Below are 18,140 nucleotides of genomic sequence, written 5' to 3'. Positions count from 1 at the left end.
GCATCCGGACGCGGGATGGAGCAGCTTGGTAGCTCGTCGGGCTCATAACCCGAAGGTCGTAGGTTCAAATCCTGCTCCCGCAACCACATTTAGATTGAATGCTTTATAGCGTTGATCATGCGACACTAGCTCAGCTGGTAGAGCGCAACCTTGCCAAGGTTGAGGTCACGAGTTCGAGCCTCGTGTGTCGCTCCAAACAAAATAAAAGCGCTGAATTATATTCAGCGCTTTTATTTTCTTTAAAATTAATGCTGTGAAGCATTAACCCCACGAAAAACTCTGCTCTTTTAGAACATTCTGATTCAAATACTAAACAAGAATCAAACCGTCTGATGAACTATCTGTATTCACTGTATCTCTCAATGACTTATAGTATCAGAGGGATAGTTATATGCGTTAATTACCATATAACTAACAGACTTATCCACACATTAGTTTTTGTGGATAAGTCTGTTAGTTGTTTGAAAATGGCATTAAAAAAAAGAATGTATTTTTAGATCTTATTTCTATTTAATGATCAATAACATTTTTGCTTATTTGTATCTATTTGATAAGTAAGGGTTTTGTGTTTTATATGCATTATTCTTGGCCATTTGAAAGATCTTTTTCCTTGACTTCCTTGATCCTAATCATATTCCTGTCTTGTGTTTAACTTTTCTATTTTTTGAATTGTTAAGTCTGCTTAATAATGTTTTCCACATTTATTTCGATCCACCTCAAACTTTATAAGTCGTAATTAATAGGTATAGAAATATTATTATTTATTAAGCGTCTCTTGGTAACCCTTTTTCTATAATGCGGATAAGTCTTTGTTCTTTTCTATTTTTGTTTATTTGGTGTGATTTTTGCTGTTCTATTGCCCAATGAATGTGAATATCTAAATTCTCATCTAAATCTAGACGCTTCATTAGTGCAGAGATAATAAGTTCTGACTGAGGAGCATTTCCCATTGCAATCGAGATATTACGCAGCCATTGTAAATATCCAATACGACGAATTGCAGAGCCTTCCATGTTTTTTAAAAATGTGGCTTCATCCCAATCAAAGAGGGAAATAAGATCTGCATTATTTAAGGAGTCCCTGCGATGAAAATCATTTTGTTGTGTGATATCGGCTTCTCTATTCCAAGGGCAGACAAGTTGGCAATCATCACACCCATAAATACGATTCCCCATTAAAGGTCTAAACTCTTCAGGAATAACGCCGCTGTTTTCTATGGTGAGATAAGAGATACACCGACGCGCATCAATAACTCCATTTTCTAATATGGCATTTGTGGGGCACGAAGTGACACAAGCTGTACATTTACCACATTGGTTCTCAACAGGGGAATCAACCGGTAGTGGGATATCAACTAAGAGCTCGCCCAAGAAAAACCAAGACCCTGCGTCTTTATCAAGTAGAAGCGAATGTTTTCCGGTCCAACCAAGTCCTGCTTTTTCAGCTAAGGGTCTTTCTAAAATTGGGGCAGAATCAACAAAAGGGCGGTAACCTAATTGTTCTACTTCTGCTTCAATCTTTTGACCTAGCTTTTTTAATTGGTTACGAATCAGTTTGTGGTAGTCACGGCCAAGTGCATAGCGACTAATATAGGCCTGAGTGGTGTCGCTTAAATTACTGGCAAATCCTGCTTCTGGAGGGAGATAATCCATACGCGCACTAATAACGCGAATGGTTCCTGGGTGTAGTTCATTCGGTCTTGCTCTCATTACCCCATGCCGAGCCATCCAATCCATAGAACCATGGTAGCCAGCATCAAGCCATTGCTCTAAAGCTGCTTCATGTTGAGATAAATCGATGTCACAGATCCCGACCTTTTGAAAGCCAAGTTCTTGTGCCCAAAGTTTGATGTTATTAGCGAGTGCTTGATAGTCAATTTTCACAAGGAGATTACATTTTTTTATTACAGTATAATGAGTAAAAGTTTATCATATAGCTAAGATAACTCGTAATTTGATACTGCTGATAAAGTACTATTAAGTAAGATGTACCAATACAGAAGATAACTTGCGTATAAATATTCACTATATAAATTGTGAATTTGATACCAAGTCTATCAATTTAGACAATTAGAATAGTGAAATTAGTGAATAATGGAACGCTTTGAATTTAATTTAGCTACTGAAGACGACACTGTTGAATTTGGTAGACAGCTTTCTCAAGCTTGTAATCAACAAACAACGATCTTTCTGCATGGTGACCTTGGTGCAGGTAAAACGACTTTTAGCCGAGGATTTATTCGTTCACTAGGCCATGTAGGTAATGTAAAGAGCCCAACATATACTCTAGTTGAACCTTATGAATTGGATAAGTGGCAGGTATACCATTTTGACCTATATCGTTTAGCCGATCCTGAAGAACTAGAGTTTATGGGTATTCGTGATTACTTTACCGATGATGCAATTTGTTTAGTTGAATGGCCTGAGAGAGGGCATGGGTTGTTACCTGAACCTGATATTGATATTGATATTCGCTATGAAGGTGAAGGTCGTCATGTTGTGATTACAGGTAATAATGAATATGGATGTAGTTTAGTGCAGCGGTTGGATTTGTGTTAATCGGTAAATATTTGCGAGTTCTTTGGTATATGCTATTTGTTGTTTTATCAGCAAATAGTTTTTCTGTTTCTGCTAATACATTAGAGGGAATACGTGTTTGGCCATCACCTGATGAAACTCGTATTGTTATCGATTTAAACTCAGAGGCAAATTACAGTTATTTTACGTTGAGCAGCCCATATCGTTTGGTTGTTGACCTTAAAAATACTAATGTAAAAGCAAAACTACCACTTAGCGTTAGTGATAGTAAGGTGTTATCAAAAATAAGAAAGAGCTCTGCGCCATCAAAAGGGACAACTCGACTTGTTTTTGAATTAAAACACTCCGTTACAGCAGAGATTTTTAAATTAGCACCGACTCCTGGTGGCCAGTATGGACACCGTTTAGTAATGGATTTACCTCATAAATCTAAAGGAAATTCAAAACCAGTTCAAAGTAAACCTATAGCTTCTTCAAAACCAATTATTAATTCTCAAGCCAATCAAATTATTGGAAGTGGTGAGATTATTATTGCCATTGATGCCGGACATGGCGGGGAAGATCCTGGTTCTATTGGACCGACAAGAAAATATGAGAAGCATGCAACTCTCGCTATATCGAAGAAAGTGGTCGCGCAAATAAATGCTCAACCGGGTATGAGAGCAATACTTACTCGTAGCGGTGATTACTTTGTTAATTTAAACCAACGAACTGAATTAGCGAGAAAAAATAGAGCTCACTTTTTAGTGTCGATCCATGCCGATAGCTTTAGTTCTCCAAAGCCACGAGGTGGTTCTGTTTTTGTGTTAAATACACGTCGTGCGAATACCGAAATTGGTCGTTGGGTAGAGAAACATGAGAAGCAATCAGAGCTTTTGGGAGGCGCAGGAGATGTGCTATCTAAAAATAATAAAGACAGAAACGTAAGCCAAACTATTTTAGATATGCAGTTTCAAAACTCAACGGAAGAAGGCTATAAATTAGCGGTAAATGTACTTTCTGAAATGGGTAAAGTGATTAAACTGCATAAATCTAAACCTGCACATGCGAGTTTGGCGGTATTGAAATCACCAGATATTCCATCAATCTTAATTGAAACGGGTTTTATGTCGAACCCTACTGAAGAGAAGCAACTGTTCCAGCGAGCTCATCAGGATAAGATTGCTCGAGCGATCTCAAGGGCCATTACTCGTTACTTTAAAGATAACCCACCTCAAGGTACTTTACTGGCAGCAAAAGGACAGCAGCAGAAACACAAAGTACGATCTGGTGAATCACTGTCTGTTATCGCGAAAAAGTACGGCACTACGACGGCTAAGCTAAAAAGTGCAAATAAGCTTAAGAGTACTGGTTTAGCGGTAGGGCAAGTGCTGATTATTCCAAATAATAAATCTGTGTATGTTGCTCCGAAAACGACGACATCAAGTTCAACGCAAGCACGTACGATTATCACCCATAAAGTACGCTCTGGTGAATACTTAGGAAAAATTGCATCTAGATATAAAGTATCAACCAGTAGCCTACGTTCATTAAATAGATTGAAGTCCGATACCTTGTTTGTCGGTCAAAAATTGAAAGTGAGTATTGTTGCGCCAGTTAAGAAACATACGGTGAAACGTGGTGAGTTCTTAGGTAAAATTGCGACTAAATATGGAGTGTCTGTATCCAGTCTGAGAAAGGCCAATAAATTACGTTCAGATGAATTGGCAATCGGACAGGTACTCGTTATACCAACCAGTTAAAAGGACAGGGTTATGCCAATTCAGATCTTACCAGCTCGATTAGCCAACCAAATTGCGGCGGGTGAGGTTGTAGAGCGCCCTGCTTCTGTTGTAAAAGAGCTTGTAGAAAACAGTATCGATGCGGGAGCAACTCGCATCGATATTGATATTGAAAAAGGTGGCAGTAAGTTAATTCGTATCCGTGATAACGGTTTTGGTATTGCGAAAGATGAATTAACCCTCGCCTTAAGCCGCCATGCGACCTCTAAAATTACCACTCTTGATGACTTAGAAGCGATTGTCAGTTTAGGCTTTCGTGGTGAAGCCCTTGCTTCGATAAGTTCCGTCTCTCGTCTTACCTTAACGTCTCGAACTATCGCTCAAGAAGAGGCATGGTCAGCGTATGCTGAAGGGCGAGATATGACGGTAAAGTTGAAACCAGCAGCTCATCCAATTGGCACGACTATCGATGTGGTTGATCTTTTCTTCAATACCCCAGCTCGTCGAAAGTTTCTCCGTACAGAAAAAACAGAATTCACGCATATTGATGAGTTATTAAAGCGAATAGCGTTGAGTCGATTGGATATTACGATCAATCTGCGTCATAACGGCAAACAAATTCGTCAATATCGAGCAGCCCAAACTAAAGCTCAAGTTGAAAAGCGTCTTGCCGCGGTATGTGGTTCTAATTTTCTACAGCATGCGTTAGAGGTTGAGTTAGAGCATGGCGAACTTAAATTCCATGGTTGGATTTCTTCACCAGAAGGGGCGCGTGCGCAAGGTGATATCCAATATTGCTATGTGAATGGTCGAATGATGAAGGATAAATTAATCAATCATGCTATTCGACAAGGTTATGAGTCCTCTTTACTCGCCAATCAATATGCGGCATATATTCTATTTATTGAGATTAATCCTCATGATGTAGATGTGAATGTTCATCCTGCAAAACATGAAGTGCGTTTTCATCAAGCCCGCTTAGTGCATGACTTTATCTATCAAGCGATTTATGGTGCATTGCAGCAAAGTGCAAGCTTATTTTTGTCTCAGCATGACCATGACAGCGATAACCAAGTTGATGATAAAGAAGCCTATTTTCCACCGATGAAAGAATATGTTCGTCAACCTCAACAAGATTCTCCGCACAAAGAGGTTGATGTAAAGGCTGAACAGTTAAGAGTTGCGGTAAATTCCACGCCAAATTACCCCAACAAAGCCCCGTCAGATTCTTGGGTTTCATCAAGTTCATCTACCCGACTTTCGCCAAAAGCGGAAGGTCCAAAAGCACAAAGATTATATCAAAGCGATAAGCCATCTCAGAAAGAGTTGAATCAATATAAGGCATTGCTAACGACAACGACGAAAGATTTTCAGTCGTCACCTCATCAAATAAATGAAGCCCGCTTAAGTCATTCACCAGACGTTACAGAAATAGAAAAATTTGTACCGGTATTAAGTGTGGAGACTGATAAAACAGTATCATTAGGGAAAGTATTAAGCATTGTCGAAAACGTTTTTGCTTTGTTACAGCAAGGTTCTCAGTTACAACTTTTGGATTTACGCTACGCTGAATTTGTAAAAAGCCATGGCCAATTAAATACAGTACATGTTGAACCATTAAGACCCCAACCTTTATTGATCCCCCTTTCTGTTGGAATTGAAGAGGGAATATGTAATAAAATATTGAATTATGTTTCTTTCTTGAAACCTCTTGGAATTGATCTTAAAGTTAAAAATAGTACTAACGTGATCGTTATGGCGGTTTGTCAGCCGATAAGGCAGCAGAATTTACAACAATTGATCCCGAATCTGTTAAGGTATCTAGATAACATCAATCCGTCACTTGAGCAGGTAATAATTTGGCTTTCTCATCAAATTCAACATGAAGAGGCCAATTATAGTACCGCTCAAGCGATACAATTAGTGATGGAATTAGAGCAGTTATGGGGAAGTGGTTTATCCCAATTTAATCAGAAGCTGTTAAAAAACATCGATATTACTCAGGCGATACAAGCATTTAGTCATGAATAAAGCATTACCAAAAGCCATATTTTTAATGGGACCGACTGCATCAGGAAAAACAAGCTTAGCAATTGAATTGCGAAAACGTTTTCCTGTAGAGTTGATAAGCGTAGACTCAGCCCTTATCTATAAGGGTATGGATATCGGTACGGCAAAACCAAATGAGGCGGAACTTTTACAGGCACCTCATCGTCTTATTGATATTTTAGAACCGACGGAGAGCTATTCGGTAGCTGAATTTCGTCGTGATGCTTTAAGAGAGATGGAAGACATTGTTGCTCAAGGAAAGATACCTTTGTTAGTTGGTGGTACGATGTTGTATTACAAAGCACTACTTGAAGGTCTTTCACCATTACCAGCAGCGGATGCTGACATTAGAGCTCAAATTGAGCAAGAAGCGGTGACTCTTGGATGGGAAGCTATGCACGGTCAGTTAAAAGACATTGATCCTGTATCAGCAGCTAGAATTCATCCAAATGATCCACAACGACTTTCCCGAGCGTTGGAAGTATTTCGAATTTCGGGTAAAACATTAACAGAATTAACCCAGATTAAAGGTGAAGCTTTGCCTTATGAGGTGCATCAATTTGCGATAGCGCCAAAAGAAAGAGCAGAAATTCACCGTCGAATTGAACTGCGTTTTAAGATGATGATGGAAGCTGGTTTTGAAGAGGAAGCTCGTACGTTGTACGAACGAGAAGATCTTCATGCGAATTTGCCATCGATTCGATGCGTAGGTTATCGACAAATGTGGGACTATTTTGATGGGGAAGGCACATTAGATGACGCAATTTTTCGCGGAGTTTGTGCGACTCGTCAATTGGCCAAGCGACAAATTACCTGGCTACGTAGCTGGGAAGAGTTAACTTGGCTGGATAGTGACAACATTGATGGTGCCCTACAAACGATCTCTGATCGTTTAGAGAAAAAATAAGCACAATAAAGTATCAATGTTGTTTAACTTCAGAGCATTTAGTCATAAGCTAAAGACTAATAGCTAAATAAAATTACAATTACAAACCAAAAAGGAAAAAAAAATGGCTAAAGGGCAATCTTTGCAAGACCCATTTTTGAATGCACTGCGTCGTGAAAGAATTCCAGTGTCTATCTATTTAGTGAATGGGATTAAATTACAGGGACAAATCGAATCATTTGATCAATTTGTTATCCTATTGAAGAATACAGTAAATCAGATGGTATATAAGCATGCGATCTCTACTGTAGTTCCAGCTCGTGCTGTAAGCCATCACACTGCAAGTGATCGCCCACAAGGCGAGCGTCCACAAGAAACAACAGAAGAGTAGTATTATTCTATTATTGAATAGTTGGACTCTTAAGGAGTTAATGCTTGTTTGACCGTTATGAATCCGGTGAACAGGCTATTCTTGTGCATATTAACTTCACTTATGAAGGGGAGTTGGAAGATCTCGACGAATGTAAAATGTTGGTGTCTTCTGCGGGGGTAAACACATTGGCTGTTGTGACGGGAACCCGTCAATCCCCACTCCCTAAATATTATGTAGGTGAGGGTAAAGCACTAGAAATTGCCGATGCTGTTCGAGCAAATAATGCAGACATTGTGATTTTTAATCACGCATTGTCTCCAGCTCAAGAACGAAATTTAGAACAAATATGTGAATGTCGAGTAATAGACCGAACTGGACTAATACTGGATATTTTTGCTCAACGAGCACGAACCTATGAAGGTAAGCTGCAAGTTGAGTTAGCACAATTACGTCATATATCTACTCGATTAATCCGTGGCTGGACACACCTTGAACGTCAAAAAGGCGGAATTGGTTTACGAGGTCCGGGTGAAACGCAATTAGAAACTGATAGACGATTATTGCGAGATCGTATCAAAGCAATCCTACGTCGATTAGGTAAAGTTGCAAAGCAACGTGAACAAGGTCGTAGAGCAAGAATTCGGGCTGAAATTCCAACCATTTCTTTAGTTGGTTATACTAACGCAGGGAAATCTACGTTATTTAACCGAATTACTGAAGCTGGGGTTTATGTCGCAGATCAATTGTTCGCAACACTTGACCCGACTTTACGTAAGATTGAAGTAACCGATGTTGGAGCCTCAATACTTGCTGATACAGTAGGTTTCATTCGTCATTTACCACATGATCTTGTTGCTGCCTTTAAGGCAACATTACAAGAAACGCAAGAAGCTAATATTTTGTTACATGTAGTTGATGCCAGTGATGAGCGTTTTCGTGAGAACATTGAAGCAGTAGATATTGTTCTTGAAGAGATAGATGCCCATGAGGTGCCTTATCTTCTCGTAATGAATAAGATTGATAACTTAGAAAATCAACAACCAAGAATTGAACGTGATGAGGAAGGAGTCCCTCGATGTGTTTGGGTTTCAGCAATGGAAGGTCAAGGCATTGAATTACTTTTTCAAGCATTAACGGAACGGTTAGCAGGGCAAATGGTAGTTCATACATTGCGACTACCTCCTGAGTTGGTTGGGCGTTTTCGAAGTAAGTTCTTTCAAATGCAAAGCATTATAAAAGAAGAATATCAGGATGATGGCAGCTTGCTTATTGATATACGTATGCAGCAAGTTGATTGGTCTAAGTTAGAAAAACGTGAAGAGACTCCGTTAAGTTACTTTTTAGTGACAAACGAGAGCGCACAGGATTCTTTATCTTCATAATTACCTTGGAGTTTTCTAATGGCGTGGAATGAGCCTGGAAATAACAACAACAATAATAATGGCGGCGGCGATAATAAAGACCCTTGGGGTAATAAAAATCGTGGCGGTCGTGAACAAGGCCCACCAGACCTTGATGAAGTTTTTAATAAACTAAGTCAAAAGCTAAGCGGTAAGTTTGGCGGTGGAAATAAAGGCGGAAACAATAAAGGTGGCAGTGGCTTACCTTCATTTGGTAATGGCGGCGCAATTGGCTTAGGTCTCATTGCGGTTGTCGCAATTGCTATCTGGATATTTTCTGGTTTCTATACGATTGGCGAGAGTGAGCGTGGTGTCGTTTTACGCTTAGGTAAATACGATCGTATGGTTGATCCAGGTCTAAACTGGAAACCAACCTTTATTGACCAAGTAACAGCTGTAAATATTCAATCGATTCGTTCATTAAACTCAAAAGGCTTAATGCTAACAAAAGATGAGAACGTTGTGACTGTTGAAATGGGTGTTCAATATCGAGTTGCTGACGCACGAAAATATTTATATACCGTCGTTAATGCTGATGACAGTTTACGTCAAGCGACTGATTCTGCACTTCGTGCTGTAATTGGTGACGCAAAAATGGATGATATCTTGACCAGTGGTCGTCAAGTGATCCGTCAACGTACTCAAGAAACACTGAATCGTATAGTTGATAAATATGATATGGGTTTAATTGTTGTTGATGTCAACTTCCAACTTGCTCGTCCACCGGAAGAAGTGAAAGCGTCGTTTGATGATGCAATCGCGGCTCGAGAAGATGAAGAACGTTTCATTCGTGAAGCAGAAGCCTACAGCAATGATATTCTTCCAAAAGCCACAGGTCGTGCTGAGCGTTTGAAGAAAGAAGCTCAAGGTTATACTGAACGTACTGTGAACGGAGCTATTGGTCAAATTGCTCAGTTTGAAAAGTTGTTACCTGAATACAATAGAGCACCTGAAGTCACACGTACTCGTTTGTATCTTGATACAATGGAACGTGTATACGGTAATACAAGTAAGGTTCTTATTGATTCTGAATCAAACGGTAATTTGTTGTATCTTCCATTAGATAAGATGGTAGGTAATCAACAAGGGTCTGCTAAATCTTCTCCTAAAACATCAACATCATCATCTAAAAATTATGATTTTGAGTTAGAGAAAAATGGACAACCAGATCCAAAAGCGAATACTACAAGCCGTACTTCAACTCGTGAAGGGAGATATTAATCATGCGTAAGTTAATGATCCCAACGCTTATCGTTGTTATCGCTATTTTCTTAATGTCACTGTTTGTGATACCAGAAGGCGAACGCGGTATCGTAACTCGATTTGGTCGTTTGATTAAAGATGACAACAACATTACACGTATTTATGAACCTGGTTTACATTTTAAAATGCCAATGTTCGATCGTGTAAACGTGTTAGATGCTCGAATTCAAACAATGGATGATCAATCAGACCGTTTCGTAACATCAGAGAAAAAAGACGTTATTATCGATTCATACGTTAAATGGAAAATTAAAGATTTCGGTCAATTCTATTTAGCAACAGGTGGCGGTAATATCTTAACGGCGGAATCTTTATTGCAACGTCGTGTATCTGATGGCTTACGAGCTGAAATTGGTAGTAAAACCGTTAAAGAAATCGTTTCTGAAAAACGTGAACAAGTAATGGCAACAGTACTTCTTGACTCTCAAGAAGGAACTGGTGATTTAGGAATTGAAGTGATTGATTTACGAATCAAGAAAATCAACCTACCAGAAGAAATTTCAGAATCTATTTACCGTCGTATGCGTGCAGAGCGTGAAGCCGTTGCTCGTAAATTACGTTCTCAAGGTCGCGAGAAAGCCGAAGTTATTCGTGCTCAATCAGAGCTTGAAGTGGCCACTATTATTGCAGAAGCGGATAAAACAGCACAAATTACTCGTGGTGATGCTGATGCAAAAGTAGCGAAATTGTATGCAGATACGTTTAATAAAGAACCTGAGTTCTTTAGCTTTATTCGTTCATTGAAAGCATATGAAAATTCATTTAATAGCAAGAATGACATCTTGGTACTTGATCCTAAGGCTGACTTCTTCAAATACATGAATGATCCAAAAGGCGGAAAATAAATCTCGTGTAGATTTTAATTCTAACTAATTAACAAGGTCCTTCGGGGCCTTGTTTTGTTTTTGTCTATTAATTTATCTCGATAGAGAGGTTGTATGAGTAATGCTATTTGGTTGGCGATTGGCGGTGTACTTATTGTTGAAGGGCTAGGCCCATTAATTGCTCCTAATGGGTGGCGTAATATGGTGGCTCAATTGAGTGAGCAACCAGATAATACCTTGCGACGTATTGGTGGTTGCTTAGTTGTGACTGGTGTTGTGATTTGCAGTGTGATGCTTTGAATTTTGTTAGAAATCTAAGCGCATAAACTTGGTTTGATTTTATTGAGAATAATAAATGACAAATTTGTTTATATTGGCAGCGGTTTATTGTGAAAGTGAGTTTTCCCTTAAAAATAAATGAAACATTTTTCTATCAATGCTAGAATCCATTTTTAACTAACAAGCAGACTTTGGAAAGATGGGAAATAACGTAGTCGTTCTGGGCACCCAATGGGGTGACGAAGGTAAAGGTAAAATAGTAGACCTTTTAACTGAAGATGCAAAGTATGTGGTTCGCTATCAAGGCGGTCACAATGCAGGCCATACTCTAGTTATCGACGGTGAAAAAACCGTTCTACACTTAATTCCATCAGGTATCTTACGTAATAATGTTGAATGCATTATTGGTAATGGCGTAGTACTTTCGCCTGATGCTTTACTAAAAGAAATGGCGCCACTTGAAGCGCGTGGCATTCCAGTTCGTGAACGCCTATTCATTTCTGAAGCTTGTCCTCTAATTCTTCCTTATCACGTAGCGCTAGATCAAGCGCGTGAAATCGCACGTGGTAACAAAGCAATTGGTACAACTGGTCGTGGTATCGGTCCTGCGTACGAAGATAAAGTATCTCGTCGTGGCCTACGTGTTGGCGATTTGTTTGATAAAGCGGCTTTTGCTGAAAAACTAAAAGAAGTAATGGAATACCATAACTTCGCATTAGTGAACTACTACAAAGTAGACGCAGTAAGCTATGAAGAAGTACTTGAGCAAGCAATGAGCTATGCTGATCTACTTACTTCAATGGTTATTGATGTTACTGATACTCTTGACGCAGCACGTAAGCGTGGCGACAAGATTATGTTTGAAGGTGCTCAAGGTACACTTCTAGACATCGACCACGGTACTTACCCTTATGTAACGTCTTCTAATACTACTGCTGGTGGTGTTGCTGCGGGTTCTGGTTTTGGACCTCGTCATTTAGGCTACATCCTAGGTATTACCAAGGCATACTGTACTCGTGTTGGTTCAGGTCCATTCCCTACAGAGCTATATGATGGTCTAGAAAAACAAGACCCAATCGGTAAGCACTTAGGCGATGTTGGTCATGAGTTTGGCGCGACAACTGGCCGTTTACGCCGTTGTGGTTGGTTTGATGCTGTTGCTATGCGTCGTGCAATCCAAATCAACTCATTATCTGGAATTTGTCTAACTAAGTTAGATGTTTTAGATGGCCTAGAAGAGCTAAAAATCTGTACTGGTTACATGATGAAAGATGGCTCTTTATTAGAAGTTTCTCCAATGGCTGCTGAAGCATTTGAAGAAGCAACACCAGTATACGAAACTATGCCTGGTTGGTCTGAAAATACATTCGGTGCACAAACAATTGAAGCGCTTCCACAAGCGGCTTTAGATTACATTAAGCGTATCGAAGAATTAACAGGTGTTCCAATTGACATTATCTCTACTGGTCCTGACCGTAATGAGACAATCGTTAAAGTACACCCATTCGAAGTTTAATAACGAACGAATGAATAAAAACCAGCTCATGTAGCTGGTTTTTTTGTGCCTAAATTTTGAGGCTTGAGCCTTTTAATTCATATTATCATCAATTATTTAATCAACGATTTATAAAGTATGGGCAAAAAATTGCCACTTAGGGTGAATTTTGCCTAAAGAACTTGCCGCTTACGTCGATACAATAAATACAGTGACAAAGAGTTGATGAATTTATGAAACTACGACATCTCGTAGCAGCTTGTATGGTGGCACTTGTGCCCGTGCATGCTTCTAGCGAAGAGATCGGGGAACCGATCCCAATTTATACCGAAAACCAATTATTCCGGCTGTTTGATACTAACTCACAGTTAACTCGTGTGAAGAACGTGGATAATTGTCAATTAGTTGAAGATATCGTTGCTCGTGCAACCAAAATTGATTCTCCTGCGTATGAGTTCCTTTATGGGGATATGCTTGCATGGGGAGTGTGTGTTGACCGTGATGTAGAGCTAGGTCTCTATTATATGGAAAATGCAGCAAGGCAAGGCTTACCCGCCGCACTTGAGCAAATTGGTCGATATTATGCCAAAGGCACATTAGTGCAGCAAGACAGAGAGAGAGCGATCCCTTATCTGCGTGAAGCGGCAGGGATGGGTAATATTAATGCTCGTATTCATTTAGCGGAATTACTGCTTAGTGATTATGGCAGCCCGCTAGATTATGAAGATGCGTATCGATGGTTATATAATTCGATAACTTCTGATGGTCGTCAACATAGACGAATTGCTAATTTGAGAAATGGATTAGAGATGCGCATGCCAGGTAACGTTATTGCGAGAGCAAAAAGGCGAGATACCTTCTGGTAGAACCTAAGTGCTAATATGTAACTGTTTTTGTTAGATAGGTAATGTCATCAACTCTAAAAAACGCCCAGCGATTATTCATCGCTGGGCGTTTTTGCATTTTAATTTAGCGGTTTAAAGAACTTTATGAGGGCCAAAGCATTCGTAGTGAATACGATCTTCAGTAACACCCAGTTCAATTAACTGTTTCGCGACATGTTGCATAAAGCCCACAGGACCACAGAAATAATAATGACCAGTATCAGAGATGATCTCTTCTTTAACGTCAGCTAAGTTAATTAAACCGCCAAACTGGAAGTCTTGATTTAGCTTATCTGTTTCCTGTGCTTGGTTATACCAAGTATACGCAGAGATATGTTCATGCTTCTCTGCTAAAGCAGAAATATGGTGTTTAAATGCATGTTGAGATCCATTTTCTGTCGCGTGCAGCCAAGTTACTTTTTCTTCATGCTGGGTAAGTGTTTCTAGCATAGAAAGAGTAGGAGTTAAGCCAACACCTGCAGAAATAAGCGTAACAGGTGTTGATGCTTCAACATCTAAGAAAAAATCGCCAGCAGGCGCAGTAAGATTTACCTTATCGCCAACATTGAGTGACGCATGTAGATAATTTGATGCTTTACCGCCTTCCTCTCGTTTTACTGAAATGCGGTATGTTTTTTCTTGAGGCGCAGAAGATAAACTGTATTGACGCACTTCTTGGTTTTCGAATTCTTCAGGATTTAAATAAATACCAATGTATTGACCTGGTTTAAATGACGATACCGCTAAGTCATCTGTTGGCATAAGCGTAAAGCTAGTGATGAGCTCACTTTCTTTTTCTTTTGCTATTAGCTCAAACTCACGCAGTCCGCGCCAACCACCATCAAGAGCATTGTTATCTTGATAGATTTGTTCTTCACGTTGAATGAATACATTAGCCAGAATACCGTAAGCTTCAGCCCACGCATCTAATACTTCTTGGCCTGGAGAAAACATTTCATCAAGCGTTGCGATTAAGTGTCCACCAACAATATTGTATTGCTCGGCGGTGATCATAAAGCTGGTATGTTTGTGTGCTATTTTTTCAACAGCAGGCAGTAAGACTGCTAGGTTTTCAATATTACCCGCATAAGCACAGATTGCATTGAATAACGCTTCTCGTTGATCGCCATTGCGCTGATTACTCATGTTAAAAATATCTTTTAACTCTGGATTATGAGTAAACATACGATCGTAAAAATGCGCGGTTAATGCCGGGCCGGTTTGTGCAAGTAATGGAATAGTGGATTTAATGATGTCGATAGTATTTTTGCTGAGCATGATTTATTACCTTTAAAGGTGTATTTATAATGTATGTTATAAGTTGTATCTAAAATATATCTTTTAGTCAAGAGAAGAATTACAATGAAAAAGACATTAAGGAGAGGATATGCAGCTTACAAATTTTACCGACTTTGGCTTGAGAGCCTTGATATTCCTAGCTTCGTTACCTAAGGATGAATTAACCAGTATTACTATCGTGACAGAAACATTTGATGTGTCACGTAATCACATGGTTAAAATAATAAACAAATTAGGCCAAGAAGGTTACGTAAAAACGGTTCGAGGAAAGAACGGTGGCATCTGTTTAGGAAGACCAGCAGAGCTGATTAATATCGGAGATGTGATACGTTCTATTGAGCCATTACAAGTTGTGAATTGTGCTCCTGATTTTTGTCATATCACATCGGCTTGTCGATTGAAGAGCGCACTCGCTAAAGCCAAGCAAGCATTCTTAGGTGAACTGGATAATTACACCATTCAAGATATGTTAACTGACAACAATGAATTACTGATTTTGTTAAAGAGAGTTTAGCTTGTAATTCCAGATCCTTTCCTATCTGTTGTTTCTATACTCAGGTACAATTACCTTATTATCTCCTCCGACTAAGCAGGTCAGCCTATGTCTAAGATTATTCAAAACGATCCTTTCCAAGATCGAGAAGCAGAAAAGTACGAGAATCCAATTCCAAGCCGTGAGTTCATTCTTGAATTTTTCCAAAAAGCAGAAGCGCCTTTAAATCGTAATGACTTATTCGAAGCCCTGGGTTTATCTGGTGAAGATAACTACGAAGGTTTACGTCGTCGTTTAAGAGCGATGGAGCGAGATGGACAATTAGTCTTTACTCGTCGTCAGTGTTACGCATTACCAGAGCGTATTGAGGTATTAAAAGGCCTTGTTCTTGGTCACCGTGATGGCTTCGGCTGGATCCGTCCTGAAGGCAGCATTGGTAAAGATAACGATGTGCTTTTGCCTTTCCACCAAATGAAAAAAGTTATTCATGGTGATGTAGTACTAGTTCAGCCAACAGGTACTGATAAACGAGGCCGAAAAGAAGGTCGTGTTATCCGTGTATTAGAGCCTCATAACGATGGCATTGTTGGCCGATTCTTTACGGAAGATGGATTAAGTTTCGTTGTGCCTGACGATTCGCGTATTAATCAAGATATCTTCATCCCTAATGAGCATAAAATGAGTGCTCGAATGGGGAATGTTGTTGTGATTAATATCACTGACCGTGGTGGCCGTGCTCGCGGCATGTCAGGTCAGGTAATTGAAGTTCTTGGTGAGAATATGGCTCCGGGAATGGAAATTGACATTGCACTTCGTACACACAATATTCCTCATGTATGGCCAGCAGCGGTTGAAAAACAAGTTGAAGGGCTAGCAGAGGAAGTGCCAGAAGAAGCAAAAGAAGGCCGTGTTGATCTTCGTGAATTACCATTGGTAACGATTGATGGTGAAGATGCTCGAGATTTCGATGATGCCGTATTCTGTCAAGCGAAAGCCTCAGGTGGCTGGCGCTTATGGGTTGCGATTGCCGATGTTAGTTATTACGTTCGTCCAGAAAACGCATTAGACAAAGAAGCGATTCAGCGTGGTAATTCAGTTTACTTCCCTGCTCAAGTGGTTCCGATGTTACCGGAAATCTTGTCTAACGGTTTGTGTTCATTGAATCCTCAAGTTGACCGTTTATGTATGGTGTGTGAGATGACTATCTCTGCATCAGGAAAACTGTCAGGCTTTAAACATTACGAAGCGGTGATGAACTCACACGCGCGTCTTACGTATAATAAAGTAAGCGACATTCTTGATGGTGACGAAGAACTAACTCAACGTTATGAACCGCTGGTTCCGCACTTGAAAGAACTGCACAACATGTATCAGGTGTTAAAAACAGCACGTGAAGCGCGTGGTGCCATTGAATTTGAAACCATTGAAACTAAATTTATTTTCAATGCTGAACGTAAAATAGATCGCATCGAACCTGTGATCCGTAATGACGCACATAAAATCATCGAAGAATGTATGATTTTGGCGAACATTGCTTCAGCGACTTTTGTAGAAAAAGCAAAAGAGCCAGCGTTGTACCGTGTGCATGAAGCGCCAGGTGAAGAACGCTTAACGGGTTTCCGTGATTTCTTAGGAGAGTTAGGTTTAAGCTTATCTGGTGGGTTAACGCCATCTCCAACAGATTACGGTCAATTAGTTCATTTAATTGCTGATCGTCCAGATAAAGAATTGATTCAAACGATGTTACTGCGCTCAATGAAGCAAGCGGTATATAACGCAGATAATCAAGGTCACTTTGGTTTGGCTCTTAAGCGTTATGCGCACTTTACGTCGCCAATTCGTCGTTACCCTGATTTATTATTGCATCGTGCTATTAAGTATCTTATTGCAAAAGAAAAAGGTCATAACACCGATCGTTGGACACCAACAGGTGGGTATCATTATTCGTTTGATGATATGGATGTGTTTGGTGAGCAATGTTCAATGACAGAGCGTCGTGCAGATGATGCGACACGTGATGTGTCTGATTGGTTGAAGTGTGAATACATGCAAGATCATATTGGCGAAGAACTAGAAGGTGTGATTGCCAATGTCACGGGCTTTGGTTTCTTTGTTCGATTGAATGAGTTGCACATCGATGGTCTGGTACATATTTCATCTTTGGCAAATGACTATTATCAATTTGATGCTGCGGGTCAGCGTTTAACGGGTGAGAGTTCAGGTCAGATCTTCCGATTGGGTGATCAAGTGACGGTGAAAGTACTTGCCGTTAACTTAGATAGTCGCAACATTGATTTTGAATGCACGACATCAATGCGTAAAGCGCGTGGTCAAGGTAAAACAACCAAAGACAATGCGAAGAAGCGTGATGATAAAAAAGCCCCTCGTCGAGATCCTAACTTTAAAGCAAAAAAAGGCGATAAAGTTGAACCAAAAGGTCGCGGTCAATTAGCTGATCGTAAATCCAAAGGTAAGGGAAAGGTTAATTCAAAAGCTCAAGCCATGGTTGAACCAACGAAACGTCCTGACGGTTCTGCTGAAGGCGCTCCGGCGAAGAAAAAACCAAGACACAAGAAAAAAATACGTGCAAGAAAGCCGAAACCAAAGGCTGAGTAAGTAAACATTCGATAATGAGGC

15 protein-coding genes and 2 tRNA genes are annotated in these 18,140 nt (G+C 39.9%); 15 read left to right on the top strand and 2 right to left on the bottom strand.

Going from position 1 to position 18,140, the window contains the following annotated elements; translation table 11 throughout:
• The first annotated feature begins 9 nt into the window (after positions 1–9).
• Positions 10–86 (top strand) — tRNA-Met (locus tag A6E03_RS03375).
• Between the two features lie 33 nt (positions 87–119).
• Positions 120–195, top strand: a tRNA-Gly gene (locus A6E03_RS03370).
• A gap of 569 nt (positions 196–764) precedes the next feature.
• On the opposite strand, the gene queG is transcribed toward A6E03_RS03370, so the two are convergent.
• Positions 765–1,877, bottom strand: coding sequence for a tRNA epoxyqueuosine(34) reductase QueG (gene queG, locus A6E03_RS03365; protein ID WP_065594260.1), 1,113 nt, complete (start codon positions 1,875–1,877; stop codon positions 765–767).
• Between the two features lie 216 nt (positions 1,878–2,093).
• On the opposite strand from queG, the gene tsaE reads away from it, so the two are divergent.
• The 11 genes from tsaE to A6E03_RS03310 all read left to right on the top strand — a co-directional run bounded on the left by tsaE (position 2,094) and on the right by A6E03_RS03310 (position 13,693).
• Positions 2,094–2,558, top strand: coding sequence for a tRNA (adenosine(37)-N6)-threonylcarbamoyltransferase complex ATPase subunit type 1 TsaE (gene tsaE, locus A6E03_RS03360; protein ID WP_065594235.1), 465 nt, complete (start codon positions 2,094–2,096; stop codon positions 2,556–2,558).
• The gene (locus A6E03_RS03355) at positions 2,552–4,279 is read left to right on the top strand and encodes a LysM peptidoglycan-binding domain-containing protein (protein ID WP_065594234.1); all 1,728 of its coding nucleotides are present in this window, start codon (positions 2,552–2,554) and stop codon (positions 4,277–4,279) included. Before tsaE ends, A6E03_RS03355 begins: the two co-directional genes overlap by 7 nt.
• Positions 4,280–4,291: 12 nt before the next feature.
• Positions 4,292–6,289: a DNA mismatch repair endonuclease MutL gene (mutL, locus tag A6E03_RS03350; RefSeq protein ID WP_065594233.1), complete on the top strand. Its 1,998-nt coding sequence runs from the start codon at positions 4,292–4,294 to the stop codon at positions 6,287–6,289.
• The gene (miaA, locus tag A6E03_RS03345) at positions 6,282–7,214 is read left to right on the top strand and encodes a tRNA (adenosine(37)-N6)-dimethylallyltransferase MiaA (protein ID WP_065594232.1); all 933 of its coding nucleotides are present in this window, start codon (positions 6,282–6,284) and stop codon (positions 7,212–7,214) included. Before mutL ends, miaA begins: the two co-directional genes overlap by 8 nt.
• A 103-nt stretch (positions 7,215–7,317) precedes the next feature.
• A complete protein-coding gene (gene hfq / locus A6E03_RS03340; RefSeq protein ID WP_017022675.1) occupies positions 7,318–7,584 on the top strand; it encodes an RNA chaperone Hfq in 267 nt (88 codons plus the stop codon).
• Between the two features lie 44 nt (positions 7,585–7,628).
• Entirely contained in the window at positions 7,629–8,948 is a 1,320-nt protein-coding gene (hflX, locus tag A6E03_RS03335) for a ribosome rescue GTPase HflX (RefSeq protein WP_065594231.1), read from the top strand.
• A gap of 18 nt (positions 8,949–8,966) precedes the next feature.
• On the top strand, positions 8,967–10,187 hold the full coding sequence (hflK, locus tag A6E03_RS03330; RefSeq protein ID WP_065594230.1) for an FtsH protease activity modulator HflK: 1,221 nt from the start codon (positions 8,967–8,969) through the stop codon (positions 10,185–10,187).
• Positions 10,188–10,189: 2 nt separating this feature from the next.
• Entirely contained in the window at positions 10,190–11,074 is an 885-nt protein-coding gene (hflC, locus tag A6E03_RS03325) for a protease modulator HflC (RefSeq protein ID WP_065594229.1), read from the top strand.
• A 93-nt stretch (positions 11,075–11,167) separates the two neighbouring features.
• Positions 11,168–11,353 carry a DUF2065 domain-containing protein gene (locus tag A6E03_RS03320; RefSeq protein WP_065594228.1) on the top strand — a complete coding sequence of 62 codons (186 nt, stop codon included), beginning with the start codon at positions 11,168–11,170 and terminating at the stop codon, positions 11,351–11,353.
• A gap of 178 nt (positions 11,354–11,531) precedes the next feature.
• A complete protein-coding gene (locus A6E03_RS03315; protein WP_065594227.1) occupies positions 11,532–12,848 on the top strand; it encodes an adenylosuccinate synthase in 1,317 nt (438 codons plus the stop codon).
• 212 nt (positions 12,849–13,060) lie between these two features.
• A complete protein-coding gene (locus A6E03_RS03310; RefSeq protein WP_065594226.1) occupies positions 13,061–13,693 on the top strand; it encodes a tetratricopeptide repeat protein in 633 nt (210 codons plus the stop codon).
• A gap of 111 nt (positions 13,694–13,804) precedes the next feature.
• Here the strand turns inward: A6E03_RS03310 and hmpA are convergent, their stop codons facing one another.
• Positions 13,805–14,989 (bottom strand): NO-inducible flavohemoprotein, encoded by a 1,185-nt coding sequence (gene hmpA, locus A6E03_RS03305; protein WP_065594225.1) that lies wholly within the window; start codon positions 14,987–14,989, stop codon positions 13,805–13,807.
• A 109-nt stretch (positions 14,990–15,098) separates the two neighbouring features.
• Here hmpA and nsrR point away from each other — a divergent pair, with 109 nt between their 5' ends.
• Both nsrR and rnr read left to right on the top strand, forming a co-directional pair.
• Positions 15,099–15,524 (top strand): nitric oxide-sensing transcriptional repressor NsrR, encoded by a 426-nt coding sequence (gene nsrR, locus A6E03_RS03300; RefSeq protein WP_065594224.1) that lies wholly within the window; start codon positions 15,099–15,101, stop codon positions 15,522–15,524.
• Positions 15,525–15,611: 87 nt separating this feature from the next.
• Positions 15,612–18,119 (top strand): ribonuclease R, encoded by a 2,508-nt coding sequence (gene rnr, locus A6E03_RS03295; protein ID WP_065594223.1) that lies wholly within the window; start codon positions 15,612–15,614, stop codon positions 18,117–18,119.
• The last annotated feature ends 21 nt before the right edge of the window (positions 18,120–18,140 follow it).

The organism is Aliivibrio sp. 1S128, assembly GCF_001691065.1.
Taxonomy (GTDB): domain Bacteria; phylum Pseudomonadota; class Gammaproteobacteria; order Enterobacterales; family Vibrionaceae; genus Aliivibrio.
Note: the sequence above shows the minus strand (reverse complement) of the source record. Positions and strands in the feature narration are given on the sequence as shown.